Raw genomic sequence first — 25,161 nt, forward strand, 5'->3', positions numbered from 1 at the left:
GCATGGCCATGGCGCGCTTCCCCCGCCTGCTCGGCCCGGACGATCCATTCCCGCCGGTGGACCAGGCCCTGCGCGAGCCGGACGGGCTGCTGGCCATCGGTGGCGACCTCTCGCCGGAACGGCTGCTGGCGGCCTATGCCCAGGGCATCTTCCCCTGGTACTCGGAAGGGCAGCCGATCCTGTGGTGGAGCCCGGATCCGCGCATGGTGTTCCGTACCGATGGGGTACGCCTGTCCACCCGCTTCCGCCGCCAGCTGCGCCACAGCGCCTGGCAGGTGCGGGCCGACACCGCGTTCGACGCGGTGCTGGCGGCCTGTGCCGAGACCCCCCGCCGGGGCCACGACGGCACCTGGATCCTGCCGGAGATGCGCGCCGCCTACGCCCGCCTGCACCGGCTGGGGCATGCGCACTCGATCGAGGTGGTCGATGCCGGTGGCCGCCTGGTCGGTGGCCTGTACGGAGTGGCGGTGGGGCGGATGTTCTACGGTGAAAGCATGTTCAGCGCCTGCTCCGGCGGCTCCAAGGTGGCCCTGGCCGCCCTGGCCCACCGCCTGTGCGGCTGGGGCTGGCCGCTGCTGGACGCACAGGTGGAGAACCCGCACCTGGTCTCCCTGGGCGGCGAGCGCTGGCCGCGCCCGCGGTTCCAGGCCGAGCTGTCGCGGCTGACCGCCCTGCCCGGCATGGTCGGCAGCTGGACCACCGCCTTCGGCCTGCTGCCGGCCTCCGCGCTGGCTGGCTGAACCGGCTGTTTTGCGCCGCAACGGCTTTCCGCGTAAAATTGCCGCCTTTAACGCCCTGCTCGCGCAAATCGGAAACGCATGTCGAAAGACGATTCCATCGAGTTCGAAGGCACTGTCATCGAGACGCTGCCCAATACCACCTTCCGGGTACGCCTGGAGAATGGGCACGAGATCATCGCCCACATCTCCGGTCGCATGCGCAAGAACTACATCCGCATCCTGACCGGCGACCGCGTCAAGGTCGAGATGACGCCCTACGACCTGACCAAGGGCCGCATCACCTATCGCATGAAGTGAGCCCCGCGGCGTGCCTGGCGGCACGCATGGCCCCGCTCACGGCAAAGGCGGCCGCAAGGCCGCCTTTTTTCGTGCGCCGGTTGCGCCCAGGCATTGCGCGGCGTGCCGCCAGGGGTGGCCGGAGGTCGGTGTCACCTCAGGCAGATTCCGCGGCGGCGGCGCGGCACTAGCGTGGAATGCGGTCCAATCCGGGCCGTCTTCCGAGCAGTGCCATGAAGCCCCTTGCCCGTACCGTCCTCCTGCCGCTCGTGCTCCTGTGCGCCGCCTCCCTGGCGCAGGCTGGCAGCGGCGCCCCGGCCGAACAGCCCGGCTGCGTCCACCTTGGCCAGGACCAGCAGATCACCCGCCAGGGCAACGCCCGCCAGTTCCTCCTGCGCGACGGCCGGGCGCAGTACCAGGTCACCCTGCAGCGCGACTGTTCCGCCCTGCCCGCCGCGCGCGTCGGCCTGATCGAACGCAACGGCGCGCAGCACCTGCTGTGCCAGCGCGGTTCGGCCCTGCATACCGACCGCGGTACCTGCGAGGTGGCGCGGGTGCAGCGTATCGAGCCTGTGCTGGAGCAGGTGGCGGACAGCCGCGAGTGAGCCGGCCGGTCGCCGCCGCGTGCCGGCACCCGGAAGCGACAAGGCCGGCCATCCCGCGCGCCCTGGGCCGCGGAATGGCCGGCCTGGCGGCCGTGCCCGGGTAAGCCGGCTCGGCTCAGACCGTCGCCGGCAGCAGCTTCTCCGGTTCGGACTGGGCCTCGACCACCAGCTCGCCGTCGACCACGTCGATGTGGACGCGGCCGCCGTTGACCAGCTTGCCGAACAGCAGCTCGTCGGCCAGCGGGCGCTTGATCCGGTCCTGGATCACGCGCGCCATCGGGCGGGCGCCCATCAGCGGGTCGAAGCCGTGCTGGGCCAGCCACTCGCGCGCGTTCGGCGAGGCGGTCATGGCCACCCGCTTCTCGTTGAGCTGCATCTCCAGCTCGATCAGGAACTTGTCCACCACCCGCAGGATGTGCTCGAAGGCCAGCGGCTGGAACTGCACCACCGCGTCCAGGCGGTTGCGGAACTCCGGGCTGAAGGTGCGGCGGATCACTTCCATCGCGTCGGTGGAGTGGTCCTGGCGGGTGAAGCCGATCGAGCGCCGCGAGGCCTGGGCCGCGCCGGCGTTGGTGGTCATCACGATCACCACGTTCTTGAAGTTGGCCTCGCGCCCGTTGGTGTCGGTCAGCACGCCGCGGTCCATGACCTGCAGCAGGATGTTGAAGATGTCCGGGTGGGCCTTCTCCACCTCGTCCAGCAGCAGCACGCAGTGCGGCGTCTTGACGATCTTCTCGGTCAGCAGGCCGCCCTGGTCGAAGCCTACGTAGCCCGGGGGCGCGCCGATCAGGCGCGAGACCGAGTGCGGCTCCATGTACTCGGACATGTCGAAGCGCACCAGCTCGATGCCCAGCTGCAGGGCCAGCTGGCGGGTCACCTCGGTCTTGCCCACGCCGGTGGGGCCGGCGAACAGGAAGTTGCCGATCGGCTTGTCCGGGTTGCCCAGGCCGCTGCGCGCCAGCTTGATCGCCGAGGCCAGGGTCTCGATGGCCGGGTCCTGGCCGAAGATCACCATCTTCAGGTTGCGCTCCAGGTGCTGGAGCACGTCCTTGTCGGTGGCGCTGACCTGCTTGGCCGGGATCCGCGCCATCTTGGCGACGATGGTCTCGATTTCCTCGACGTCGATCAGCTCCTTGCGCGCGCCTTCCGGCAGCAGGCGCTGGCGGGCGCCGGCCTCGTCGATCACGTCGATGGCCTTGTCCGGCAGCAGGCGGTCGCCGATGTGCTTGACCGACAGGTCCACCGCGGCCTGGATCGCCTCGTCGGCGTAGGTCACGCCGTGGTGGGCCTCGTACTTGGCCTTCAGTCCCTGCAGGATCTCGTAGGCCTCGCCCACCGTCGGCTCGACGATGTCGATCTTCTGGAAGCGGCGGGCCAGCGCCCGGTCCTTCTCGAAGATGCCGCGGTATTCCTGGAAGGTGGTCGAACCGATGCAGCGCAGCTCGCCGGAGGCCAGCGCGGGCTTGATCAGGTTCGAGGCATCCATGGTGCCGCCGGAGGCGGAGCCGGCGCCGATGATGGTGTGGATCTCGTCGATGAACAGGATCGCGCCGGGGATCTTCTTGACCGCGGCCAGCACGCCCTTCAGGCGCTTCTCGAAGTCGCCGCGGTACTTGGTCCCGGCCACCAGGGCGCCCAGGTCCAGCGAGTAGATCACCGCGTCGGCCAGCACCTCCGGCACCTCGCCGTCGACGATGCGCTTGGCCAGGCCCTCGGCGATGGCGGTCTTGCCCACGCCGGCCTCGCCCACGTACAGCGGGTTGTTCTTGCGGCGGCGGCACAGCACCTGGATGGTGCGCTCGATCTCGTCGGCGCGGCCGACCAGCGGGTCGATCTTGCCGGCCCGGGCCTGCTCGTTGAGGTTGGTGGCGTACTCGGTGAGGACGTCGGTCTTGCCCTCGCCCTCGCCGCCCTCGGCGCGCCCTTCCCCGTCCGGGGAGGCGGCGCCCGGCTCGGGCTCGTCGCCCAGCTTGGCGATGCCGTGCGACAGGTAATTGACCACGTCCAGCCGGGTCACGTCCTGCTGGGTGAGGAAGTAGACCGCGTGCGAGTCCTTCTCGCCGAAGATCGCCACCAGCACGTTGGCGCCGGTGACCTCCTTCTTGCCCGAGGACTGCACGTGGTAGACGGCCCGCTGCAGCACGCGCTGGAAGCCCAGGGTGGGCTGGGTGTCGCGGCCGTCGTCGTCGGCCAGGCGGGAGACGGAAGCCTCGATGGCCTGCTCCAGGTCCACCCGCAGGCGTTCGAAGTCGGCACCGCACGCCCGCAGCACGGCCTGGGCCGAGGGGTTGTCGAGCAGGGCCAGCAGCAGGTGCTCGACCGTCATGAACTCATGACGGGCTTCGCGCGCCCGCTTGTAGCACTGGCCGATGGTCTGTTCGAGGTCTTTGCTGAACATGGCTCGCTCCGGCGGTTTGCCAACAATATGCGGCCTGCCACCGGCAATTCCAGCGTGCCGGCGCAACGCCGTGTTCAGCCGGCGGCAGGCCGGCGCCCGGGCGGGGCATCCCGCGGGTCAGGCCTTCTCCATCGTGCACAACAGCGGGTGCTGGTTCATGCGGGAGAACTCGTTGACCTGGGCTACCTTGGATTCGGCCACTTCGCGCGTGAAGACACCGCAGACGCCACGTCCCCGGGTGTGGACGTGGAGCATCACCTGGGTGGCGCGCTCCAGGTCCATGCCGAAGAACTGCTGCAGCACGGCCACGACGAAGTCCATGGGGGTGTAGTCGTCGTTCAGCAGGATCACCTGGTACATCGGCGGCGGCGCGACTTCAGGCCGGCCGGTATCGACCAGGGTGCCGTGTTCGTGATCGTGGCGGGGGTTGCTCGACATGTACGGGATTATACGTTCCGGCGCGCCACGCGACCCCAAAGGCGCGGCGGATGGACGCGGCCGCCGCGGCTGCCGGACAATTCCCCGATCCTTCCCCCCGGATGCCCGCATGAGCGCCCTTCCCCGCCTAGCCGCCGCGCTGCTGGCGCTGGCCCTGCCCCTGTCCGCCGCGGCCGCGGGCCCCGACCGCGCGGTCGCGCGCATGCTCGACCAGCTCGGCCACGCCTACGAGGTGGACGAGGACGGCGACTTCCGCCTGGTCCTCGGGCTGGAGGACGAACGCTCCCAGGTGGTCATCGTGCGTTCGCCGGTGGAGGCCTTCGGCAGCCTCCGCGTGCGTGAGGTGTGGTCGCCGGCCTGGTCGGCCGCGGGCGCGTTCCCGGTGGCGGTGGCCAACCGCCTGCTGGAGGCCTCGGCCGGGCAGAAGCTCGGTGGCTGGGTGCGCCAGGGCGACTACGCGGTACTGGTGATCCAGCTGCCGGCCGACGCCGGCGCGCAGGCCCTGGACGACGTCATCGCCTACGCCGCGGCCGCCGCCGACCTGATGGAGCTGGAACTGGGCGACGGGAGCGACGACTACTGATGGCCTGGCATCCCCACGTCACCGTGGCCAGCGTGGTCGCCCGCGAAGGGCGGCTGCTGCTGGTCGAGGAGCGGATCGACGGCCGCCTGGTGCTGAACCAGCCGGCCGGGCACCTGGAGCCGGGCGAGAGCCTGGCCGAGGCCGCCGTGCGCGAGGCCCTGGAGGAAACCGGTTGGGACATCCGCCTGGACGCCTTCATCGGCTGCTACCAGTGGAAGGCCCCGGACGGCAGCGACTACCTGCGCTTCGCCTTCGCCGGCACCGCCCTGCTCCACCACCCGGATCGGACTCTCGATGAAGGCATCGAGCGCGCCGTGTGGCTGGCGCCGGACGAACTGCTGGCCGAATCCGCCCGCCACCGCAGCCCGCTGGTCTGGCAGGTGGCCGCCGACTGGCTGGCCGGGCGGCGCCAGCCACTGGACCTGGTGCGGCAGCTGTGAGCACGCCGCCGCGCACTGTCGTCGGCGTGTCCGGCGGCGTCGATTCCTCGGTGGCCGCGCTGCTGCTGGCCCGCGCCGGCGAGCCGTTGGCCGGGCTGTTCATGCAGAACTGGGACGACGACGGCAGCGGCGAGTGCCGCGCCGAGGAGGACCGCCGCGATGCGGTGGCGGTGTGCGGCCGCCTCGGCATCCCGTTCCATTTCCGCGACTTCTCGAAGGAGTACTGGGCCGGGGTGTTCGAGCACTTCCTGGCCGAGTACGCCGCCGGGCGCACGCCCAACCCGGACGTGCTGTGCAACCGCGAGGTCAAGTTCAAGCACTTCCTCGACGCGGCGCGCGACCTGGGGGCCGAGCGCATCGCCACCGGCCACTACGCCCAGGTCGTGCACGAGGGCGGACGCTGGCGGCTGCTGCGCGGCGCCGACCGCGACAAGGACCAGAGCTACTTCCTGCACCAGCTGGGGCAGGAACAGCTGGCGGCCACCCTGTTCCCGATCGGCCACCTGCCCAAGGCGCAGGTGCGCGCGATCGCACGCGAGGCCGGGCTGCCGACCCACGCCAAGAAGGATTCCACCGGCATCTGCTTCATCGGCGAGCGCGACTTCCGCCAGTTCCTCGGCCGCTACCTGCCGGCGCAGCCGGGCGAGATCCGCGACCCGCAGGGGGTGCGGATCGGCACCCACCCGGGGGTGTTCTACTTCACCCTGGGCCAGCGCGAGGGCCTGGCCATCGGTGGCGTGCGCGGCCGCCCGGCCGCGCCCTGGTACGTGGTCGGCAAGGACGTGGCCGCCAACATCCTGTACGTGGACCAGGACCGCGACAGCCCCTGGCTGATGTCCAGCACCATCCGCACCGAGGCCATGCACTGGATCGAGGGCGCGGCGCCGGCGTCGGAGTTCGAGTGCAGCGCCCAGGTCCGCTACCGCCAGCAGGAAGAGCCGTGCCGGGTGCGGGTGCTGGACGACGGCAGCCTGTCGGTGCGTTTCCTCCGCCCGCAGCGGGCGGCGACCCCGGGGCAGTCGCTGGTGCTGTACGACGGCCCGGCCTGCCTGGGGGGCGCGGTGATCGCTTCCACCGATGCCCGGGTGCCGGGCGATGCCGGGCGGGCGGCTGTGGTCGCCAGCTAGAATACCGGCCATGGAAAATCCCCATAGCGATCGCGTGCTGGCGCTGGCCGGCCTGGCCCAGTCCCTGCAGCAGGTGCGGCGCATCGCCGAGACCGGCCACAGCGACACCGGCGCCGCCCAGCCCGTCCTGGACAGCGTGTTCCGGATCGACGCCCCTTCCGCCGCCGACGTCTACGGCGGCGTGCCGGCGCTGGCCCCGGGCCTGCGCCTGCTCGACGCCTACCTGGCCAACCGCGCCGACGACCCGCTGCTGCCGCGCCTGGCCCTGGCCACGGTCCAGCTGGAGCGCCGCTTCTCCGGCGAGCCGGCGACCATGCAGGCGGTGGGCAACGGCATCGCCGGCCTGGCCGCGCGCGCCGAGGAACTGGGCAGCACCCACCCGGAGGTCCTGTCCGCGCTTGGTGCCCTGTACGCGGACACCATCAGCCACCTGCGGCCGCGGATCATGGTCCAGGGCAACCCGCACTACCTCGGCCAGCCCGGCGTGGTCTCGGAGATCCGCGCCCTGCTGCTGGCGGCGGTGCGCTCGGCGCGGCTGTGGCGCCAGCTCGGCGGCAGCCAGTGGCACTTTCTGTTCGCGCGCAAGGCCATGGCCGAAGCGGTGCGCATGCATCGCAACTGAGCACCAGTTCGCACTGGCAAGGGGCGCGGCGGCTAAAGGCAAGGGGTCTACGGCCGATACTGCGAACGAGGTTCCGCAGAGATCACCCATGGATTCCCGTTTGCTCTTCCGCATGGCCGCACCGCTGGTGCTGACCCTCCTGGCTCCCATCGCGATCGGTTTCGACTGGCCGGCTCCGGTGCGCTGGGCGATCCTGACCACCCAGACGCTCGCCTGGTTCGGCTTCGCCGCCTGGCTGCTGCTGCGTGGCTCCGCCTCTTCCGGACCGTCGCGGGAACATGCGCGCGTGATTCGCGAACAGGAGCAGCTGCTGGGTGAGCTGCGCAACTTCGTCGGCAAGGAGATCGAAGGCTCGCGCAGCGAGATCGACCGCGCCCGCGAGCTGATCCGCCAGGCGGTCGCCGGCCTCGGCGGCAGCTTCGACGCGATGAACCGCAAGTCGCGCCAGCAGAGCCAGGCCATGGCCCGGCTGATCGCCGACCAGGACGGCAACGGCGGGGTCGACGTGGCCCGCTTCGCCCAGCACGCCAGCTCGCGCATGGAGCAGCTGGTGGAGGCGCTGGAGCAGGTCGCCGGCCAGAGCACGACCACGGTGCAGCACATCGACCAGATGGCCCAGCACCTGGACGGCATCTTCGCCCTGCTGGAGGACGTCAAGTCGATCGCCGACCAGACCAACCTGCTGGCGCTGAACGCGGCGATCGAGGCGGCCCGCGCCGGCGAGGCCGGCCGCGGCTTCGCGGTGGTCGCCGACGAGGTGCGCAACCTGTCCGAGCGCTCGACCACCTTCAACGAGCAGATCCGCAAGCTGGCGCACAGTTCCAAGGACGCCATCGCCAAGGTGCGCGAGACCGTGACCCAGATGGCCTCGCGCGACCTGGACCGCTCCCGCGAGGCCCGCGCCGAAGCCGCGCAAATGCTGCAGAACGTGGCCGCGATCAATGCCTCGCTGAGCGAGGGCATGCGCGAGATCTCCGACTGCGGCCGCGCCATCGACGGCTCGGTGGCCGAGGCGGTGCGCGCCCTGCAGTTCGAGGACATCGCCACCCAGGCCCTGGGCGGCGCGCACATCCACCTGGACCGCCTGGACACGATCAACCGCGAGGCCATGGCCCTGCAGGAGCTGCTCCAGCGCAACAACGGCAGCGACGACGTCGAGCTGATCCGCGCCCTGCAGAAGCTGGGCCAGCGCCTGCGCGAACTGCGCGGCGAGTGGGAGCAGCCGCCGCACAAGCCGGTTACCCAGCAGAGCATGGGCGCCGGCACGGTGGAGCTGTTCTGAGCCCCTCCGGCACCCGCACCAACCCGGCAGGCCCCGGCTCCGCACCGGGGCCTGCTGCCGTGCAGGCCCCGGAAAACGCGGCCGCGCGCAGCACGGCCCTGATGGCCCGGCTGGAGGCCATGGCCCTGCAGGAACTGGCCCTCGCCGCTGCGATCGGCTCCCCTGCCACGGCCACCGACCCGCTGCTGGCCTGCGTGGACTGGGACCTGGGCGTGCCCGGGCTACCCTCCCCGGCGGCCTGATCCCGGCCCGTGTTCCCGGTCGCGGCGCGCGACCGGCTTCCCTTCCCGCCCGCACGGCCAGGTTCCCCAAGGCTCGTGTTCTCGACCGGCGGCGACGCCCCGGGACGATCGCAGCCTGCGCCCGGACATGCCTGGCGCTCCCGGATCGACGACCCGCCACGCGCGACTGGCCCCGATTCCCTGATGCGGCCTTGTCCGCGCTACGCGTCGCGGACCGGTGCGTCGTACTTCAATAATGGCGCGGGGCCGTGGCAGCCCAGGCGTCGCCGCGCTCCAGCAGGCACCGCGCTGCTGCGGCGCCCGCGCACTGGTGGGGGTGGCGCGTCGCCACGCGCTGCAGGCTCACCGCCGGGCTGCCTTGGGGCCCACTTCGCATTGCGGGGTTCCCGGGTGCGGCCTTGCCCGGACCACACGATGGCGGAGCCGTGCCGGGACAACGAAGGCACGGGGCTGGCGGCGGCGGAAAGCACGACGCCGGCAAGCGCCGGCGTCCGTGGTGCCGGGATCCGGATCGGCGCCCCTACTTGAGCGCCACCGGCCGCGACCACTCGATCACGCCGGCCTCGCTGGCCTGGCGCAGCCACTGCGCCAGTTCACGCGGCGGCAGCGGCCGGGTGTGCACGTATCCCTGGACCTCGTCGCAACCCCATTGCCGCAGCTGATCCTGCTCCTGCATGGATTCCACGCCCTCGGCCACCACCCGCATGCCCAGCGCGTGGCCGAGGTGGATGATGGCCTGGGTGACGCCGCCGGCATTGGCGTCGTGCAGCATGCCGCTGACGAAGCTGCGGTCGATCTTCAGCCGCTGCACGGGGAAGCGGTTGAGGTAGTGCAGGTTGGAGAAACCGGTGCCAAAGTCGTCCACCGCCAGCTGGATGCCGTGGCGTTCGAACACCTTGAAGCAATGGCGCAGGCTCTCGCTGTCCAGGATCAGGGCGGACTCGGTCAGCTCCAGCTCCAGCCGCGCCGGGGGCCAGCCGGCGCGCTGGCACAGCGCCACCACGCGTTCGGCGAAGCCGCGGTCGCGCAGCTGCACGCCGGAGACGTTGACCGCGATGCGGCCGAAGTCCAGGCCGGCCGCGTGCCAGGCCACGGCCTGGCGGCAGGCCTCGGCGATGACCCACTCGCCCAGGCGCACGATCTCGCCGCACTGCTCGGCGATCGGGATGAACTCGCCCGGGTGGCAGGTGCCGCCCGGCCGGTGCCAGCGCACCAGCGCCTCGATGCCCGGCGCGTGGCGGTCGTTGATGCTGATCTGCGGCTGGTAGACCAGCGAGAATTCCTCGCGCTCCAGCGCGCCGCGCAGGGTGTGCTCGATCTCCAGCCGGCGCCGGGTCTGGCGCTGGATCTCGGCATCGTGCATCTGCAGCGAGTTGCGGCCGCGCTCGCGGGCCACGCGCAGGGCCGCGTGCGCGGCGCGCAGCAGCTCGTCGAAGGCGTTGCCGTCGCCGCCGAGCACCGCCACGCCCACGCTGGCGCCGGCCTTGAGCAGTTCGCCGGCGAACGGCAGCGGCTCGGACAGCGCCGCGATCAGCTTCATGCCGACGGCCTCGGCGCGGGCGGCATCGGCGCGCAGCATGACCATGAACTCGTCGCCGCCGAGGCGGCCGAACAGGTCGTGCTGCGACAGCGTCGCGTGCAGGCGCCCGGCCACCGCCTTGAGCATGGCGTCGCCGGCGGCGTAGCCGAAGGTGTCGTTGATGTTCTTGAAACCGTCCAGGTCCAGCAGCAGCAGGGCCAGCGGGGTCGCGCCGGTGGCCAGCGCGTCCTCGATCGCCTCCTCGGCCTGGACCCGCAGCAGGAAACGGTTGGGCAGGCCGGTAAGCAGGTCGTAGTGCGAGAGCAGCTCGATCCGCTCGCTGGTCTCGCGCTCGCGGCTGATGTCGCGGAACAGGGCGACGAAGCGCTCCGACAGGCCTTCGCGGCGGTCCAGCTCCAGGGTCACCTCGACCCAGACGCGCTGGCCGCCGGGGCGGTAGAAGCACAGTTCCAGGCGTTCGGCCGGGCCGCCGCCGGCCAGCCGCGCCAGCGCCGCCTCGAAGGCGTCGCGCGAGTCGCGGGTGTACAGGGCCAGGGCGTCGTCCAGGGTGATCGGGCCCGGTGGCAGGCCGTGGATGCGGTAGCACTCGTCGGTCCACTGCACCCGGCGGGTGGCGCACTCGATCTCGCAGCCGCCGATGTGGCCGAGCGCGGAAACCCGGTCCAGCAGCTCGGTGCGCCAGCGCAGCAGCGCATCGGCGTGGCGCTGTGCGGTCACGTCCTGGAACTGGCCCAGCACGCGCTCGATGTGCCCGGCCGCGTCCAGTTGCGGGCGCGCCCAGGCCTGCAGGTGCAGCGGCTGGCCCTGGGCATCGGTGAGCTCCAGCACGAAGCGCACCGGCTGGCCGTCGCGGCGCATGCGCTGCCAGGCACGCCGCAGCGCGGCCGAAGCCTCGCGCGGCATCCGCCGCAGCCAGGCGCGGGCGCTGTCGCGGTCGCGCGGCGGGTGGCCCAGCAGGCGGTAGAACTCGCGCGGCCACCAGCCGCTGTCGGTGGCCGGGCTCCACGACCAGGAGGTGATCCCGGCCAGGCGCTGGATTTCCTCCAGCAGCGCCTGCTGCCCGCGCAGCCGTTCCTCCAGCTGCTTCTGTTCGTCGATCGCGGTATGCGTGCCGATCATCCGCAGCGGGCGGCCGTCGGCGCTCCAGGCCACCACCCGGCCGCTGTCGCGGACCCAGCGCCAGCTGCCATTGCAGTGGCGCACGCGGTGTTCGCAGGTGTAGGCGTCGGTGCGGCCGTCCAGGTGCGCGCGCAGGGTCTGGCGCAGGCGCTCCACGTCCTCCGGGTGGACCATCGCCAGCGCCGATTCCAGGCTGCTGTCGAGCACGTCCTCGGCGGTGAAGCCGAGCATGGCCCGCCAGGTCTCGGAGCGGAAGATGCGGTTGGCGCCGATGTCCCAGTCCCACAGCCCGTGGCCGGCGCTGTCCAGCGCCACCTGCCAGCGGCTGGCGCCTTCCGGGTCGGGGATGCTCAGGGTGTAGGCGATGGCTTGGCCGTCGGGGCCGCGCACGGCGCGCAGCCAGCCGTCCAGGCGCCGGTCCGGGCCCGGCAGGCTGCAGGCCACGGCCTGGCGCTCGCCGGCGGCCAGGCTGGCGCGCAGGTCCTGCAGCAGCGGGGCATAGCGGGCCGCGGCATCGGGCAGGGCCATGGCCTGGGCCGCCGGGTTGGCGGCGATCGGACGGCCCTCGGCGTCGAGCACCAGCAGGGCACTTTCGATCGGGTGTTGCAACAGGCTGGCAATTGCGCCGGAATCCACGCCCTGCTCTCTCCAAACTCCCCCGGGGGGGCTCCCGGGGCGGTCATGCCGTTAACGGCATCGGCGCGGCGTAGTTGAGCCCGGCACGGGCGCCGGCGCTGGTATGCTTGCGCCTCTCGTTCCGGGGCAAGCCGATGGCACAGCACGACCGGTCCGGGGTGCCCGGGCCAGCCGAGGACGTGGCGGACGCCAAGGTCCGCGCACGTGCGCTCGCGATGCGCATCCCGTTGCTGTACCTGCTGTTCGGGATCCTGTGGATCCTCTTCAGCGACCGCGCGCTCGCCCTGCTGGCCACCGACACGGCGGCCCTCACCCGGCTGCAGTCGTGGAAGGGCGCCATCACCGTTGGCATCAGCGCGGCGCTGCTGTACGTCCTCACCTATCGCCTGCTGCACCGGCTGCTGCGCGCGGCCGACCGCGCGCGCGCGTCGGAAAACCGCCACCGCGAGATGTTCGAGGCCAACCCCAACCCGATGTTCAGCTGCGACATGCAGTCGCTGGAGATCGTGGATGCCAACCCGGCGGCCGCCGATTTCCTCGGCTGGCCGCGCGAGCACCTGCGCGGCATGGCGGTCGGCAGGTTGTGGCGCGACCGCGAGGAGCTGGCCGCGGCGGTGGCCGAGGTGCGCCAGAATCCCGGCAAGCCGCACGTGAAGCTGGCCAGCTTCACCGCGCGCGACGGCCGCGTCCGCCACGTGGAACTGCGCAGCACCGACCTGCCGCCCTCGCCCGGCGGCGCGCCGCGGTGGCTGGTCGTGCTGCTCGACCGCACCGCCGAGGAACAGGCGCGGCTGCGGCTGCTGGAGGCGCAGCAGCTGGCGCGGCTGGGCTCCTGGGAGCTGGACCTGGCCACCGGCGCCACCCGCTTCTGCCCGGTCATGCGCCAGCTCACCGCGCATCCGCCGGGACCGGACCGCCGGCTGACCGAGGTCCTGGTCGGCGCCGACGCGGCCAGCCACGCGCGCCTGGAGCGCATGCTCGAGGAGCTGGCCTCCGGCGCCCTGCCCCACCTGGACCTGCTGCTGCCGGTGCTCGGTGCCGGCGGCCAGGAGCGCCTGCTGCACCTGCGCGGCCGCCGCCTGGAGGAACAGGGCCACGCGATCCTGCGCGGCACGGTGCAGGACGTGACCGAGGAGCAGCAGACCCGGCGCCTGCTCGGCGAGCGCGAGCAGCAGTTCCGCGAGCTGGTCCGGATCCTGCCCGACGGGCTGATGATCCTGCGCGAGGAGCGGGTGTTCTACGCCAACCCGGCCTGCGCCGGGCTGTTCGGCCGCGCCCCGGAGGCGCTGATCGGCGAACCGCTGGCGGGCCTGGTCGAGCCGGCCGACCTGCCGGCGCTGCGCGGCTGGCTGCGCGGCGAACTGGCCGAGGCCTCGCCACGCATGCGCCGCAACGGCGGCGAGCCGTTCCGGGTGGCGCTGTCGCGCGCCGCGGCCCGTTACGGCGGCCAGGACTGCCAGCTGCTGCTGGTGCGCGACCTCAGCGAGCCGGAGCGCATGCGCGACGCCCTGGCCGGGGTCAACCGCGAGCTGCAGGCGATGGCCGGGCGGCTGTTCTCGGCCCAGGAGGACGAGCGCCGCGCGATCTCGCGCGAGCTGCACGACGACGTCGGCCAGGCGATCACCGCGATCAAGCTGTCGGTGCACGCGGCCATGGCCGAGGAGGACGCGGAGCGGCGGCGCGAGGACCTGCAGGAGGTGGTCGCCACCGCCGACGCCACCCTGGACAAGCTGCGCAACCTGTCCATGCTGCTGCGCCCGCCGCAGCTGGACGCGCTGGGCCTGGAAGCGGCGCTGCGCTGGCACGCCGGCAGCCTGTTCCGCAACCAGCCGGTGGTGCTGGCGCTGGACGTGGCGCCGCTGCCGCGGCGCCCGGAGCGCGAGGTCGAGCAGGCGTGCTTCCGCATCGCCCAGGAAGGGTTGACCAACATCCTGCGCCATGCCGGCGCCAGCCACGTCATCCTGGCCCTGTCCGGCGACGAGGAGTCCTTGCGCCTGCACATCCGCGACGATGGCCGCGGCTTCGACCAGGCCCAGGCAGGCGGCCTGGGCCTGGTGATCATGCGCGAGCGCGCGCAGAGCGCGGGAGGGCGCCTGAGCATCCACAGCGCGCCGGGCACGGGCACCCGCATCGAGCTGCTGCTGCCCTACGCCGCGCGGGGTTGAGGACGCGTGCTGCCTACGTCTCCCGCCATCCACGAACTTCCCGCGCCCGGCCGCCTGGGCGCCGGCCACCCGGTGCTGCAGGAACTGGTCGCGCAGGCGCGCAACGGCGGCCCGCCGCTGATGGCCCTGCACCTGGACATCGACCACTTCGCCTCGGTCAACGAGAACATGAGCTTCGAGGTGGGCGACCAGGCGCTGGCCGAGCTGGGCCGGCGCCTGCACGCCCTGCTGCAGGGCCGCGGCCACGTCTGGCACCACGGCAGCGACGAGTTCGTGGCGGTGGTGCCGCTGCAGCCGGGGATGCCGGCGCCGGAGCAGCTGGCCGAGGAACTGCTGGTCGAGGCCGAGGCGCCGCTGAGCGTGCTGCCCTACACCCTGTTCCTGAGCACCAAGGCCGGGGTCGCGATCTGCCCGCAGCACGCCACCGACGCCGACGGCCTGCTGCACCTGGCCGAGATCGCCGCGCGCCAGGCCAGCCACGTCGGCGAGCGCATCCAGATGTACGGCGGCGCCAGCCTGCAGACGGTGCACAACGAAAGCCTGATCGCGCGCCAGATCGTCGACGCGGTGCCAAACGGCGAACTGCGCCTGCGCTTCCAGCCGGAGATCAGCGCCCGCGACGGCCGCGTGGTCGGCATGGAGGCGCTGCTGCGCTGGCAGTCCCCCACCCTGGGCCTGCTGGTGCCCGAGCGCTTCATGCCGGTGGCCGAGCGCCTGGGCGTGATCGTGCAAATCGGCGACTGGGTGCTGCGCAACGCCATCAACCAGGCCCGCGCCTGGCGCGACGCCGGCTTCGACGACCTGTTCGTGGCGGTCAACGTCTCCACCCTGCAGCTGCTGCGCCCAGCCTTCGTCGACGAGGTACTGGCGATGCTGCGCCAGGCCGGGCTGCCGGCCGAGAGCCTGCTGGTCGAGATCAACGAGAGCACCCTGGCCGCCAGCGTGGCGCCGGTGTACGACGGGCTGGCGGCGCTGCGCCGCGAGGGCGTGCGCCTGGCCCTGGACAGCTTCGGCACCGGCGACTCCAGCCTCAGCGCGCTGGTCCGCTACCCGGTGGACATGCTCAAGATCGACCGCAGCTTCATCCGCAGCGCGCCGGCCGGCGAGCGCGAGACGGCGATCGTGCGCGCGATCATCGCCATGGGCCACCAGCTCAACATGAAGGTGATCGCCAACGGCGTGGAGAGCGAGGCCCAGCTGGGCTACCTGCGGCGCAGCGACTGCGACCTGTTCCAGGGCTACCTGTTCGGCGAGCCGATGCCGGCCGAGTCGGCGGGCATGGTCCTGCGGCGGCGCTACATGCGCCCGGAGCTGTTCGCCTCGACCAAGCAGGACCAGACCCTGCTGCTGGTGGACGACGAGGAGAACGTGCTGCGCTCGCTGGTGCGCCTGTTCCGCCGCGACGGCTACCGCATCCTGGCCGCCGGCAACGTGCGCGACGCGTTCGACCTGCTGGCCACCAACGAGGTCCAGGTGATCCTCTCGGACCAGCGCATGAGCGACATGAGCGGCACCGAGTTCCTGGGCCGGGTGAAGACCCTGTACCCGGACACGGTGCGCATGGTGCTGTCCGGCTACACCGACCTGGCCACGGTGACCGAGGCGATCAACCGCGGCGCGATCTACCGCTTCCTGACCAAGCCCTGGAACGACGACGAGCTGCGCGAGCACATCCGCCAGGCGTTCCGGACCCACGCCGAGCGCCAGCCGCTGCGCCCGGAAGGCCCCTGAGCGGCTGCCGCCTCAGGCGGCCGCGCGCGGCTGCCGCACCGGCAGCACGATCCGGAACTTCGAACCCTGCCCGGGCTGGCTGTCCACGTCGATGCGGCCGTGGTGCTTGGCGACGATGCCGTAGGAGATCGACAGGCCCAGCCCGGTCCCCTTGCCCACCGGCTTGGTGGTGAAGAACGGGTCGAAGATGCGCTGCATCACCTCCGGCGGGATGCCCGGGCCGCTGTCGGCGATCTCCACCCACGCCTCGTCGCCGGCGTGGCCGGTGGAGATGCGGATGGTGCCGCGCTCGCCGATGGCCTGGCCGGCGTTGATCAGGATGTTCATGAACACCTGGTTGAGCTCCGAGGGCAGGCACTCCACCGGGGGCAGCTGGCCGTAGTCCTTCTCCAGGGTGGCGTGGTACTTGAGCTCGTTCCAGATGATGTTGAGGGTGGACTCCAGGCCGGCGTGCAGGTCCACCAGCTTCCACGACTCGTCGCGCTCGGAGCGCGAGAAGTCCTTGAGGTCCTTGACGATCCGGGTCACCCGCTCGATCCCCTCGCGCGACTCGGTCATCAGCTGCGGCAGGTCGCGGGCGATGAAGTCGATGTCCAGGCGCGAGCGGGTCTGGTCGATCTCGGCCAGCATCGCGCGCGGGTCTGGCGAGCGCAGGGCGCGCTCGTAGGCGTCGATCAGCGCGAACAGGCTGTGCAGGTATTCCTGCAGGCTGCCCAGGTTGGAGTGCACGTAGCCGATCGGGTTGTTGATCTCGTGGGCGACGCCGGCCGCCAGCTGGCCGATCGAGGCCAGCTTCTCGGCCTGCAGCAGCTTGGCCTGGGCCGCGGTCAGGCGCACGTTCAACTCGGCGTGGCGGCGCAGCAGGTCCTGTTCGTACACCTGCACCTTGCGCAGGTCGGTCAGCAGCACCAGGTACCAGCCGCCCTCGTCCGGGCAGTAATACGCGTGCACCAGCAGGATCGAGTCCTTGCCGAAGGACAGGTGCCCGCTCCAGCGCCCTTCCGCGCGCGCCTGCGGCAGCGCGTCGCGCGGCAGCAGCGCCTCCAGGGTCAGGCTGCCGTCGGTCCCGCCCGGTGGGCAGTCCTGGCACAGGGCCGAGGCGGCGGGATTGGCATAGGCCAGGGTCCCGGATCCGCTGAACAGCAGCACGCCTTCCTGCAGGCTGTCGCCCAGGCGGTCGAGGATTGCGGGGGAAGGCATCAGGCCTTCGCGGTTTCGATATGGCATGGCGCGCGGCGCGGCTCCGGTGAAACACCGGATTCTAGCGGCGGGGAGCGCGCCGGGTCAGGCGACCGCGAGGTCGCGGCTGGCGCGCAGCTGCTGGGCCTGGCCGTGGGCGTCGTAGGCCGGGGCGCTCTCGGCGCGGCCCAGGTGGCGCAGCGCCCAGTTCACCTCGCGCCGGCGGCGCGCCAGCAGCGCACCGTTGCGGCGGTTGGCTTCGGCCAGCTCGGCCAGGCGCTCGGCCTGGCCCTGGGGCAAGGCTTCCTCCAGCTCGCGCAGGGCCGCCAGCTTCTCGGCGGTGGAGCGCATCAGCAGCTCCACGTCGTGGTCCAGCAACGCGCGGCGCTCGTCGGCCAGCGCGGCGGCCAGGCGGTCGAGGGCGGCGTCGGTGGCGGCCGGGGCGGTCATCGGGATCAGCCGAGCAGGCGGTCCATCTCGAGCATGCGATCGGCGATCTTCGCCGGATCGATCCGGTAGCTGCCGGACTCCAGCGCCTGGCGCACTTCGGCCACGCGCGCGGCGTCGACCGCGGGGGTGACGGCCAGCTCGCGCTGCAGGGCCTGCAGGCTGGCGGCTTCGCCGGTCAGGCGCAGGCTGTCGCCGGCGCGGGTGGCTTCCACCGGCTCCGAACGGTCGGCGCCGGCGGCGGCAGTACGGCCGACCTGGACCGTGCTGCGCACGGCCTGCGGCGGGAGGCTGCCTTCGATCTTCTGGCTCATGGGAATGAGTCCTTGGGCGGGGTACGCGCTGGGTATCGGCATGCGTCGGCGGGAACTTTAGAGCTGGAGCACGGATTTCGTGCCGGCGTTCAGGGAGTGACCAGCACATCCCCGCCGGGGACCACGCGCCCCTGCAGGATACGCCGGGAAGAAAGGTTTTCCACGCTGACCCGCTCGTCCACCGCGGCGTCGCCGAGGGCGCGGCCGGCCACCCGGACCTCCACCCCGCCGCGGCGCGAGACCAGGGCGACCTGGTCGCCGCGGCGCACGATCCGCGGCGCGGCCAGGTCGCCGGCGCCCAGCACGGTGCCGGCGGCCATGGCGCGGCGTGCCACCTGGCCCACGGCCTGGGCCGGGTCCGACAGCGGGGTGCCGGCCAGGCGCGAGGCGTCGCGCTGGGCGGTGGACAGGGCGTCGGCGGCCAGGGTCTCGCCGGCGGACACGCCGCGCGCCAGCACCACCACCTGCTGGCTGCGGCGCTGGCGGACCGGCACGTAAAGCCGCCAGCCGCCCGGGCAGGACACCTCCACGGTGGACGCGGTGGACTGCCGGCCCTGTAGCGGCGCCGCGCAGGCGGGCATGCGCAGCGCCGGGTCCAGGCTGGCCTCGCCCTCACCGCCCACCGCGGCGAGCGCGGCCTCGCGGATCGAGTCCACCGGCTGGTACGCGGTGGCCGACGCCCAGGCCACCGGCCAGGCGAGCAGGAGTGCGAGGAATCGACGCGGGCGGAGCATGCAGGCCTTCGGTCGCGGGGAATCTGCCCGGCTCTTGCAAGCGGCGTGCCAGACGCCCGGCTCAAGCGTCGCCGCCCCCGGCCGATACCGCGGGCATGACCCACAACCTGCTCAACCGCATCGACCAGCGTACCCGGCTGGCCGGCCACAACCGCCTGGCGCTGTTGCTGTTCCGCCTGGGCGGGCGCCAGCTTTTTGGCGTCAACGTGTTCAAGGTCCAGGAGGTGCTGCGGCGGCCGCCGCTGTTCCAGCTCCCGGGCCTGCCGCCGCAGTTCGCCGGCGCGGCCGACGTGCGCGGCCGCTCGGTGCCGGTGCTGGACCTGGGCCTGGCGATCGGCCACCCGGAGCGGCTGGCGCCCGGCGACGAGGGCACCCAGTACCTGGTGGTCACCGAGTTCAACCGCTCGGTGCAGGGCTTCCTGGTCAGCGACGTGGAGCGGATCGTGAACATCGCGGTGGAGGACATCCATCCGCCGCCGGACCTGGGCGCCGACAGCACCTACCTGACCGCGGTGACGCGCTTCCAGGGCGAGCTGATCCAGGTGCTGGACGTGGAGAGCGTGCTGGCCGACATCACCCAGGCGCGGATGGACGCCACCCTGGAGCCGGAGATGGCCCTGCCCGCCGACGCCCCGCCGATGCAGGTGCTGGTGGTGGACGACTCGCGCGTGGCCCGGCAGCAGATCCGCAGCGTGCTGGACCAGCTGGGGGTCGGCGTGACCCTGCTGTCCGACGGCCGCCAGGCGCTGGAACACCTCCTGCAGGTGCTCTCCAGCGGCGAGGACCCGTGCAAGCGCTACGCGATGATCATCTCCGACATCGAGATGCCGGCGATGGACGGCTACACCCTGACGACGGAAATCCGGCGCAACCCGGGCCTGGCGGGGCTGTACGTGCTGCTGCACACCTCGCTGTCGGGCGTGTTCAACAACGCCATGGTCGAGCGCGTGGGCGCCAATGCCTTCGTCGCCAAGTACAGCCCCCACGAGCTGGCCGACCACGTGCTGACGCGCCTGCGCCAGGTCGCCGCCGAGACGGCCTGAGCCCCTCCGGCCGGCGCCCGCGCGGCCCCGGCAACGGACTTCCGGCGCGTTCTGGCACGCGCCTTGCCTGAGCACTGGCGACCTTCCGCGATGGAGTCGCCATGTTCAACCCGATCTCTTCCTATATGGGTGTCCACGCCGACGCCCTGCCCCTGCGCGAGCAGCGGATGAAGCTGATCGCCAGCAACCTGGCCAATGCCGACACCCCCGGCTACAAGGCCCAGGACCTGGACTTCAATGCCGCCCTGGACGCCGCGACCCGCGCCCGCGAAGGGCGCGCCGCCGGCGGGCCTGGCGTGCCCGCGGCGACCCACGAACGCCACATCCAGGACGCCATCGCCACCGGCGCGGCTCCGTTCCAGTACACCCGCCAGGCCTCCCAGCCCAGCCTCGACGGCAACACCGTCGACCCGGACATGGAGCGCGCCGCCTACGGCCGCGCCGCGCTGGAGTACCGCGCCTCGCTGAGCTTCGTCGAGGGCAAGGTGCGCACCCTGCTCACCGCGATCACCGGCCAGTAACAGGAGTCCGAGCATGAGCAACCTCCCGATCTTCGACGTCGCCGGCTCCGGGCTGCACGCGCAGTCGGTGCGGCTGAGCACGATCGCCTCCAACCTGGCCAATGCCGACTCGGTGGCCGGCTCGCCGGAGGCGGTCTACAAGCCGCTGGAGCCGGTGTTCCAGGCGCAGGCCAGCGGTTCGGACCCGGCCCTGACCGGCGTGCGCGTGCGCGAGATCGCGCAGAGCGAGGCCCCGCCCGTGCGCCGCTACGAGCCCGGCCACCCGCTGGCCGACGCCGACGGCTACGTGTTCGCCCCGGACGTGGACCCGGTGGCGCAGATGGTCAACCTGATCTCCGCCTCGCGCAGCTACCAGGCCGGCGTGGAGGTCATCAACACGGCCAAGGAGCTGGCCATCGCCACCCTCACCATGGGCCGCTGAGGACATACCGCATGAGCGCGATCGCCAGCGACATCTATTCCAGCCTCGGGCTGGCCCCGGCCGCGACCGGCAACGGCGCCAAGAGCGACTCGCTGGGCCAGGCCGACTTCCTGCGCCTGATGACCGAGCAGCTCAAGCACCAGGACCCGCTGAACCCGATGGAGAACAGCCAGTTCCTGGGGCAGCTGGCGCAGTTCTCCACCGTGCAGGGCATCGAGACCCTCAATACCCAGGTCAAGGCGTTCTCGTCGGCGCTGAGCAGCGACCAGCTGCTGCGCGGCGCCGCCCTGGTCGGGCACGAGGTGCTGGTGCCGTCGGCGAAGGTCGCGCTGGGCGAATCCGGCGGCGCCAGCGGTGCGGTCGCCGCGCCCGACGCCGGCACGGTGCAGTTCACCGTCACCGACGCCACCGGGCGCACGGTCAAGGAGTTCAGCGTCCCGGCCAACCGCGCCGGCGAGGTTGCCTTCGCCTGGGACGGCACCAACCACCTCGGCGAGCGCGCGCCCGCCGGCAGCTACGGGATCACCGCCAAGTACACCGCCAACGACGGCAGCACCAAGGCGCTGGACACCTACGTCCGCGGCAAGGTCGACAGCGTCACCGCCGGCAGCGATGGCCTGTTCCTCGACCTCCCGGGCCTGGGCACCGTCCCGCTCGACTACGTGCTCCGCATCAGCTGAGCCGCACCACCCGAATTCCGCAGGAGTCCGCCATGAGCTTCACCACCTCGCTGTCCGGCATCAACGCGGCCAACGCCGACCTCAACGTCACCTCGAACAACATCGCCAACGCCAGCACCGTCGGCTTCAAGACCTCGCGTGCCGAGTTCGCCGACCTGTTCTCCACCACCAGCTACGGCCTGGCGCGGAACGCGATCGGCTCGGGCGTGAAGGTCAGCAACATCGCCCCGCAGTTCGCGCAGGGCAACATCGACCCGACCGGCCGCAGCCTGGACTTCGCCATCGACGGCGAAGGCTTCTTCACCGTGGTCAAGAACGGCGACACCCTCTACACCCGCGCCGGCAACTTCCAGCCCGACAGCAGCGGCTACGTGATCACCCCGGACGGCGCGCGACTGCAGGTGTACGCGCCCAACGCCAGCGGCGGCTTCGACGTCGGCCGCACCACCGACCTGAAGCTGGCCACCACCGACAGCCCGCCGCGCCAGAGCAGCCTGGTCGAGCTGATGGTCACCCTGCCCGGCGCGGCCACCGAGCCGACCGTGCAGCCGTTCGACCCGTCCGATGCCAACAGCTACAACGCCGGCAGCGGCGGCGTCACCGTGTACGACTCGCTGGGCGTGCCGCACGTGCAGGCCTCGTACTTCGTCAAGACCGCCAACCCGAACGAGTGGCAGGTCTACAACTACATCGACGGCAACCCGGTCGGCGCGCCGACCACGCTGCAGTTCGATTCCAACGGCGCCCTGGTGTCCCCGGCCGACGGCCGCGTCGCCATGGATCCCTACGCGCCGGGCACCGGCGCCGGCACCCTGGAGCTGAGCCTGGACATCAGCGGGAGCACCCAGTACGGCAGCAACTTCGCCCTGCGCAGCGTCAACCAGGACGGCGTGGCCTCCGGCAAGCTGACCGAGATCGACGTGTCCGAGGACGGCGTGGTCTATGCCCGCTACTCCAACGGCGAGGACGTGCCGCTGGGCCAGATCGTGCTGACCAACTTCGTCAACCCGCAGGGCCTGCAGGCGGTCGGCAACAACATGTGGGCGGCGACCTACTCCTCGGGCACGCCGCGCAGCGGCACCCCGGATTCGTCGGACTTCGGCCGCATCCAGTCCGGCGCGCTGGAGGCCTCGACCGTGGACCTGACCGAGCAGCTGGTCAACATGATCACCGCGCAGCGCAACTTCCAGGCCAACGCGCAGATGATCTCGACCCAGGACCAGGCCACCCAGACGGTCATCAACATCCGGTAATTCGTGATTGGTGATTGGTGGTTGGAGGAGGCCAACGCGCTCCTCCAACCACCATCACTATTCCGGTCAGCCGGCTCTTTCCAATCACGAATCACGAATCACGGCCCGCCCATGGACAAAGCGCTCTACATCGCGATGACCGGCGCCCGCGCCTCGCTGCAGGCGCAGGGCACGGTCAGCCACAACCTGGCCAATGCCGATACCGCCGGGTTCAAGGCGGTGCTGGCCAATACCGAGGCCTTCCCGGTGCGCGGTGCCGGGTATCCGTCGCGGGTGGCGGCGCTGCACGTGGACCAGGGGTTCAATTCCAGCGTCGGCGCGCAGCGCGTCACCGGCAATCCGCTGGACGTGTCGCTGCACGCCGACCGCTGGCTGGCGGTGCAGGCGCCGGGCGGCGGCGAGGCCTACACCCGCGCCGGCAACCTGTCGCTGACCCCGAACGGGCAGCTGGTGACCGCCGGCGGCCATCCGGTGCTGGACCAGGACGGCAACCCGATCGCCCTGCCCCCGCACCAGGCGCTGGAGATCGGCCAGGACGGCACCGTGTCCATCATCCCGCTGGGCGAAGGCGCCGACACCATGGCGGTGCTGGGGCGTCTGAAGGTGGTCGAGGCGCGACCGGAGCAGCTGCAGCGCGGCCTGGACGGCCTGATGCGCAACATCGCCCCGCAGCAGCCGCTGCAGCAGGCACCCGGCACCGTGCTCACCACCGGCGTAATCGAGGAAAGCAACGTCGACGCCGCCGGCGCGCTGGTGCAGATGATCCAGATCCAGCGCCAGTTCGAGATGCAGGTGAAGGTCATCAAGACCGGCGACGAGAACGCGCGCTCGGCCAACACCATGCTGCGCCTGGGCGGCTGACGGCCGTTCCGGTCCCCTGCCGGTGCCCTCCGCCGGAGGGACATCCGGGCGCCGCCCGCCCCGTCGGCAAGGCGCCCGTTCCTTTGCTTCCGTGCCCTGCCCCTGCGCACGCCCGGGCGGCCCCGTCGCGGCCGCGACGGCGTCCCGGCGCGCGGACGGCATGCCGCCACGGCCAGCGCGACGGGCCTCCGACGCGGTTCTGGCACGCCCCATGCATCAGGGGTGGCGTCAATCCGTCACGTGAGGTTCCGCGTCATGAATCAGGCACTCTGGGTCGCCAAGACCGGTCTGGATGCGCAGCAGACGCGCATGTCCGTGGTGGCCAACAACCTGGCCAACACCAACACCACCGGCTTCAAGCGCGACCGCGCCAACTTCGAGGACCTGCTGTACCAGCAGGTGCGCCAGCCCGGCGGCTCGACCTCGGCGCAGACCCAGCTGCCATCCGGCCTGCAGCTGGGCACCGGCGTGCGCGTGGTGTCCACCGCCAAGGACTTCCAGCAGGGCAACCCGCAGCAGACCGGCCGCGCCCTGGACGTGATGATCAACGGCCGCGGGTTCTTCGAGGTGCTGATGCCCGACGGCAGCTCGGCCTACACCCGCGACGGCAGCTTCCAGGTCAACGCCCAGGGCGAGCTGGTGACCAGCAGCGGCTACCCGGTGCAGCCGGGCATCCAGATCCCCGAGGGCGCGCAGTCGATGACCATCGGCACCGACGGCACGATCACCGTGCAGATGGCCGGCGACGGCCAGGCGCTGGAGATCGGCGCCCTGACCCTCACCGACTTCATCAATCCCGCCGGCCTGCAGGCACGCGGCGAGAACCTGTACGTGGAGACCACCGCCTCCGGACCGGCGCAGAACGGCACGCCCGGCCTCAATGGCCTGGGCCTGATCGAACAGGGTGCGCTGGAGGGCAGCAACGTCAACGTGGTCGAGGAGCTGGTGAGCATGATCGAGACCCAGCGCGCGTACGAAATGAACGCCAAGGCCATCTCCACCACCGACTCGATGCTCGGCTTCCTCAATAACAACGTCTGACCGCGCTAGCGCCGCTGGAGTCCCGCCATGAACCCGCGTCCCCGTTCCGCCCTCGTCCTGGCGCTGCCGGCCGTGCTGCTGCTGGGCGGCTGCGCGGCCGCCGGCGACGTGCGCCCCTACCCGCCGCTGGCGCCGATCGTCCCGGGCATGCCGGCCCAGGCCGCGCCAACGCCCGGCGCGATCTACGCCGGCGGCCAGGGGCTGTCGCTGTACGGCGACCGCATCGCCCGCGACGTCGGCGACCTGCTGACCATCACCCTGGTCGAGTCCACCACCGCGCAGACCAGCGCCACCACCCAGGTCAGCAAGGACAGCGAGCTGTCCACCGGGGTGACCTCGCTGTTCGGCGGGCCGGTGAGCTTCAAGGGCCGCGACATCCTCTCGGCCTCGGCCAACGGCGAGCGCGGCTTCGACGGCCAGGGCAAGTCCAGCCAGAGCAACCGCCTGCAGGGCAGCGTCACCGTGAGCGTGATCCAGCGCCTGCCCAACGGCAACCTGGTCGTGCAGGGGCAGAAGAACCTGCGCCTCAACCAGGGCGACGAGCTGGTGCAGATCCAGGGCATCGTCCGCCCGCAGGACATCTCGCGCGACAACACCGTGCCCTCCAGCCGGGTCGGCGAGGCGCGGATCGTCTATGGCGGCCGCGGCGCGCTGGCCCAGTCCAACGCGATGGGCTGGCTGAGCCGCTTCTTCAATTCCGGCCTGTACCCGTACTGAGGTCGC

At 71.8% G+C, this 25,161-nt stretch carries 26 protein-coding genes; 19 read left to right on the forward strand and 7 right to left on the reverse strand.

All coding sequences use genetic code 11. The annotated features are described in order from the left end of the window. Nucleotides 1-2: 2 nt before the first annotated feature. From aat to EIM48_RS11540, 3 genes are all read left to right on the forward strand, one after another. Nucleotides 3-740, forward strand: coding sequence for a leucyl/phenylalanyl-tRNA--protein transferase (gene aat / locus EIM48_RS11530; protein ID WP_019398928.1), 738 nt, complete (start codon nt 3-5; stop codon nt 738-740). A 78-nt stretch (nt 741-818) separates the two neighbouring features. Further along, nucleotides 819-1,037: a translation initiation factor IF-1 gene (gene infA, locus EIM48_RS11535; protein ID WP_013535213.1), complete on the forward strand. Its 219-nt coding sequence runs from the start codon at nt 819-821 to the stop codon at nt 1,035-1,037. Between the two features lie 212 nt (nt 1,038-1,249). After that, nucleotides 1,250-1,621, forward strand: a complete 372-nt coding sequence (locus tag EIM48_RS11540) for a hypothetical protein (RefSeq protein WP_019398927.1) — start codon at nt 1,250-1,252, stop codon at nt 1,619-1,621. A 115-nt stretch (nt 1,622-1,736) separates the two neighbouring features. On the opposite strand, the gene clpA is transcribed toward EIM48_RS11540, so the two are convergent. Then, entirely contained in the window at nt 1,737-4,019 is a 2,283-nt protein-coding gene (gene clpA / locus EIM48_RS11545) for an ATP-dependent Clp protease ATP-binding subunit ClpA (protein ID WP_028915026.1), read from the reverse strand. Nucleotides 4,020-4,136: 117 nt separating this feature from the next. Continuing rightward, nucleotides 4,137-4,457, reverse strand: coding sequence for an ATP-dependent Clp protease adapter ClpS (gene clpS / locus EIM48_RS11550; protein WP_019398925.1), 321 nt, complete (start codon nt 4,455-4,457; stop codon nt 4,137-4,139). A 109-nt stretch (nt 4,458-4,566) separates the two neighbouring features. Here clpS and EIM48_RS11555 point away from each other — a divergent pair, with 109 nt between their 5' ends. From EIM48_RS11555 to EIM48_RS11580, 6 genes are all read left to right on the forward strand, one after another. Next, nucleotides 4,567-5,040, forward strand: coding sequence for a hypothetical protein (locus EIM48_RS11555; RefSeq protein WP_125111710.1), 474 nt, complete (start codon nt 4,567-4,569; stop codon nt 5,038-5,040). Then, nucleotides 5,040-5,480: an NUDIX hydrolase gene (locus EIM48_RS11560; RefSeq protein ID WP_125111711.1), complete on the forward strand. Its 441-nt coding sequence runs from the start codon at nt 5,040-5,042 to the stop codon at nt 5,478-5,480. The genes EIM48_RS11555 and EIM48_RS11560 overlap by 1 nt, the downstream gene beginning before the upstream one ends. Beyond that, complete coding sequence (gene mnmA / locus EIM48_RS11565) at nt 5,477-6,607, forward strand: tRNA 2-thiouridine(34) synthase MnmA (protein ID WP_019398922.1); 1,131 nt, start codon at nt 5,477-5,479, stop codon at nt 6,605-6,607. Before EIM48_RS11560 ends, mnmA begins: the two co-directional genes overlap by 4 nt. 10 nt (nt 6,608-6,617) lie before the next feature. Next, nucleotides 6,618-7,229 carry a high frequency lysogenization protein HflD gene (gene hflD / locus EIM48_RS11570; RefSeq protein WP_026010585.1) on the forward strand — a complete coding sequence of 204 codons (612 nt, stop codon included), beginning with the start codon at nt 6,618-6,620 and terminating at the stop codon, nt 7,227-7,229. 88 nt (nt 7,230-7,317) lie between these two features. Beyond that, nucleotides 7,318-8,511, forward strand: coding sequence for a methyl-accepting chemotaxis protein (locus tag EIM48_RS11575; protein ID WP_026010584.1), 1,194 nt, complete (start codon nt 7,318-7,320; stop codon nt 8,509-8,511). A 101-nt stretch (nt 8,512-8,612) separates the two neighbouring features. Continuing rightward, nucleotides 8,613-8,753, forward strand: coding sequence for a hypothetical protein (locus EIM48_RS11580; protein ID WP_158675212.1), 141 nt, complete (start codon nt 8,613-8,615; stop codon nt 8,751-8,753). Between the two features lie 520 nt (nt 8,754-9,273). Here the strand turns inward: EIM48_RS11580 and EIM48_RS11585 are convergent. Then, nucleotides 9,274-12,048, reverse strand: a complete 2,775-nt coding sequence (locus EIM48_RS11585; RefSeq protein ID WP_026010583.1) for a bifunctional diguanylate cyclase/phosphodiesterase — start codon at nt 12,046-12,048, stop codon at nt 9,274-9,276. Between the two features lie 215 nt (nt 12,049-12,263). Between EIM48_RS11585 and EIM48_RS11590 the strand changes: the two genes are divergently transcribed. Further along, on the forward strand, nt 12,264-14,213 hold the full coding sequence (locus EIM48_RS11590; RefSeq protein ID WP_164544195.1) for a PAS domain S-box protein: 1,950 nt from the start codon (nt 12,264-12,266) through the stop codon (nt 14,211-14,213). A gap of 6 nt (nt 14,214-14,219) precedes the next feature. Continuing rightward, complete coding sequence (locus EIM48_RS11595) at nt 14,220-15,944, forward strand: EAL domain-containing protein (RefSeq protein ID WP_051403681.1); 1,725 nt, start codon at nt 14,220-14,222, stop codon at nt 15,942-15,944. A gap of 12 nt (nt 15,945-15,956) precedes the next feature. Here EIM48_RS11595 and EIM48_RS11600 read toward each other — a convergent pair whose 3' ends face one another. The 4 genes from EIM48_RS11600 to flgA all read right to left on the reverse strand — a co-directional run bounded on the left by EIM48_RS11600 (nt 15,957) and on the right by flgA (nt 18,618). Beyond that, the gene (locus tag EIM48_RS11600; protein ID WP_019398915.1) at nt 15,957-17,144 is read right to left on the reverse strand and encodes an ATP-binding protein; all 1,188 of its coding nucleotides are present in this window, start codon (nt 17,142-17,144) and stop codon (nt 15,957-15,959) included. 84 nt (nt 17,145-17,228) lie between these two features. Next, complete coding sequence (locus EIM48_RS11605; RefSeq protein WP_019398914.1) at nt 17,229-17,573, reverse strand: flagella protein; 345 nt, start codon at nt 17,571-17,573, stop codon at nt 17,229-17,231. A 5-nt stretch (nt 17,574-17,578) separates the two neighbouring features. Next, nucleotides 17,579-17,884 carry a flagellar biosynthesis anti-sigma factor FlgM gene (flgM, locus tag EIM48_RS11610; RefSeq protein ID WP_125111712.1) on the reverse strand — a complete coding sequence of 102 codons (306 nt, stop codon included), beginning with the start codon at nt 17,882-17,884 and terminating at the stop codon, nt 17,579-17,581. A gap of 89 nt (nt 17,885-17,973) precedes the next feature. Next, nucleotides 17,974-18,618 carry a flagellar basal body P-ring formation chaperone FlgA gene (flgA, locus tag EIM48_RS11615; protein ID WP_028915034.1) on the reverse strand — a complete coding sequence of 215 codons (645 nt, stop codon included), beginning with the start codon at nt 18,616-18,618 and terminating at the stop codon, nt 17,974-17,976. Nucleotides 18,619-18,713: 95 nt separating this feature from the next. On the opposite strand from flgA, the gene EIM48_RS11620 reads away from it, so the two are divergent. The 8 genes from EIM48_RS11620 (at nt 18,714) to flgH (ending at nt 25,155) form a co-directional block, all read left to right on the forward strand. Further along, nucleotides 18,714-19,661 carry a chemotaxis protein CheV gene (locus EIM48_RS11620; protein ID WP_019398911.1) on the forward strand — a complete coding sequence of 316 codons (948 nt, stop codon included), beginning with the start codon at nt 18,714-18,716 and terminating at the stop codon, nt 19,659-19,661. Between the two features lie 101 nt (nt 19,662-19,762). Beyond that, nucleotides 19,763-20,182, forward strand: a complete 420-nt coding sequence (gene flgB, locus EIM48_RS11625) for a flagellar basal body rod protein FlgB (protein ID WP_028915035.1) — start codon at nt 19,763-19,765, stop codon at nt 20,180-20,182. A gap of 13 nt (nt 20,183-20,195) precedes the next feature. Continuing rightward, nucleotides 20,196-20,603 (forward strand): flagellar basal body rod protein FlgC, encoded by a 408-nt coding sequence (gene flgC / locus EIM48_RS11630; RefSeq protein ID WP_019398909.1) that lies wholly within the window; start codon nt 20,196-20,198, stop codon nt 20,601-20,603. A gap of 11 nt (nt 20,604-20,614) precedes the next feature. Continuing rightward, nucleotides 20,615-21,283: a flagellar hook capping FlgD N-terminal domain-containing protein gene (locus tag EIM48_RS11635; RefSeq protein WP_028915036.1), complete on the forward strand. Its 669-nt coding sequence runs from the start codon at nt 20,615-20,617 to the stop codon at nt 21,281-21,283. A gap of 32 nt (nt 21,284-21,315) precedes the next feature. Continuing rightward, a complete protein-coding gene (flgE, locus tag EIM48_RS11640; RefSeq protein WP_125111713.1) occupies nt 21,316-22,536 on the forward strand; it encodes a flagellar hook protein FlgE in 1,221 nt (406 codons plus the stop codon). 111 nt (nt 22,537-22,647) lie between these two features. Next, a complete protein-coding gene (locus tag EIM48_RS11645; RefSeq protein WP_019398906.1) occupies nt 22,648-23,397 on the forward strand; it encodes a flagellar basal body rod protein FlgF in 750 nt (249 codons plus the stop codon). Between the two features lie 255 nt (nt 23,398-23,652). Next, nucleotides 23,653-24,438, forward strand: a complete 786-nt coding sequence (gene flgG, locus EIM48_RS11650) for a flagellar basal-body rod protein FlgG (RefSeq protein WP_019398905.1) — start codon at nt 23,653-23,655, stop codon at nt 24,436-24,438. 27 nt (nt 24,439-24,465) lie between these two features. Continuing rightward, on the forward strand, nt 24,466-25,155 hold the full coding sequence (flgH, locus tag EIM48_RS11655; RefSeq protein WP_125111714.1) for a flagellar basal body L-ring protein FlgH: 690 nt from the start codon (nt 24,466-24,468) through the stop codon (nt 25,153-25,155). The last annotated feature ends 6 nt before the right edge of the window (nt 25,156-25,161 follow it).

The organism is Pseudoxanthomonas sp. SGNA-20, from assembly GCF_003931635.1.
GTDB lineage: Bacteria > Pseudomonadota > Gammaproteobacteria > Xanthomonadales > Xanthomonadaceae > Pseudoxanthomonas.

What these genes read in the sequence shown, in the direction of transcription:
- aat (WP_019398928.1), top strand. Translation starts at nt 3, where the DNA reads ATGGCCATGGCGCGCTTCCCCCGCCTGCTCGGCCCGGACGATCCATTC.
- flgM (WP_125111712.1), bottom strand. Translation starts at nt 17,884, where the DNA reads ATGAGCCAGAAGATCGAAGGCAGCCTCCCGCCGCAGGCCGTGCGCAGC.
- EIM48_RS11575 (WP_026010584.1), top strand. Translation starts at nt 7,318, where the DNA reads ATGGATTCCCGTTTGCTCTTCCGCATGGCCGCACCGCTGGTGCTGACC.
- EIM48_RS11600 (WP_019398915.1), bottom strand. Translation starts at nt 17,144, where the DNA reads ATGCCTTCCCCCGCAATCCTCGACCGCCTGGGCGACAGCCTGCAGGAA.
- EIM48_RS11635 (WP_028915036.1), top strand. Translation starts at nt 20,615, where the DNA reads ATGAGCGCGATCGCCAGCGACATCTATTCCAGCCTCGGGCTGGCCCCG.
- EIM48_RS11555 (WP_125111710.1), top strand. Translation starts at nt 4,567, where the DNA reads ATGAGCGCCCTTCCCCGCCTAGCCGCCGCGCTGCTGGCGCTGGCCCTG.
- flgE (WP_125111713.1), top strand. Translation starts at nt 21,316, where the DNA reads ATGAGCTTCACCACCTCGCTGTCCGGCATCAACGCGGCCAACGCCGAC.
- flgC (WP_019398909.1), top strand. Translation starts at nt 20,196, where the DNA reads ATGAGCAACCTCCCGATCTTCGACGTCGCCGGCTCCGGGCTGCACGCG.
- EIM48_RS11540 (WP_019398927.1), top strand. Translation starts at nt 1,250, where the DNA reads ATGAAGCCCCTTGCCCGTACCGTCCTCCTGCCGCTCGTGCTCCTGTGC.
- clpS (WP_019398925.1), bottom strand. Translation starts at nt 4,457, where the DNA reads ATGTCGAGCAACCCCCGCCACGATCACGAACACGGCACCCTGGTCGAT.
- EIM48_RS11580 (WP_158675212.1), top strand. Translation starts at nt 8,613, where the DNA reads ATGGCCCGGCTGGAGGCCATGGCCCTGCAGGAACTGGCCCTCGCCGCT.
- flgA (WP_028915034.1), bottom strand. Translation starts at nt 18,618, where the DNA reads ATGCTCCGCCCGCGTCGATTCCTCGCACTCCTGCTCGCCTGGCCGGTG.
- EIM48_RS11560 (WP_125111711.1), top strand. Translation starts at nt 5,040, where the DNA reads ATGGCCTGGCATCCCCACGTCACCGTGGCCAGCGTGGTCGCCCGCGAA.
- EIM48_RS11590 (WP_164544195.1), top strand. Translation starts at nt 12,264, where the DNA reads ATGCGCATCCCGTTGCTGTACCTGCTGTTCGGGATCCTGTGGATCCTC.
- infA (WP_013535213.1), top strand. Translation starts at nt 819, where the DNA reads ATGTCGAAAGACGATTCCATCGAGTTCGAAGGCACTGTCATCGAGACG.
- hflD (WP_026010585.1), top strand. Translation starts at nt 6,618, where the DNA reads ATGGAAAATCCCCATAGCGATCGCGTGCTGGCGCTGGCCGGCCTGGCC.
- flgB (WP_028915035.1), top strand. Translation starts at nt 19,763, where the DNA reads ATGTTCAACCCGATCTCTTCCTATATGGGTGTCCACGCCGACGCCCTG.
- EIM48_RS11645 (WP_019398906.1), top strand. Translation starts at nt 22,648, where the DNA reads ATGGACAAAGCGCTCTACATCGCGATGACCGGCGCCCGCGCCTCGCTG.
- clpA (WP_028915026.1), bottom strand. Translation starts at nt 4,019, where the DNA reads ATGTTCAGCAAAGACCTCGAACAGACCATCGGCCAGTGCTACAAGCGG.
- flgH (WP_125111714.1), top strand. Translation starts at nt 24,466, where the DNA reads ATGAACCCGCGTCCCCGTTCCGCCCTCGTCCTGGCGCTGCCGGCCGTG.
- flgG (WP_019398905.1), top strand. Translation starts at nt 23,653, where the DNA reads ATGAATCAGGCACTCTGGGTCGCCAAGACCGGTCTGGATGCGCAGCAG.
- EIM48_RS11605 (WP_019398914.1), bottom strand. Translation starts at nt 17,573, where the DNA reads ATGACCGCCCCGGCCGCCACCGACGCCGCCCTCGACCGCCTGGCCGCC.
- EIM48_RS11620 (WP_019398911.1), top strand. Translation starts at nt 18,714, where the DNA reads ATGACCCACAACCTGCTCAACCGCATCGACCAGCGTACCCGGCTGGCC.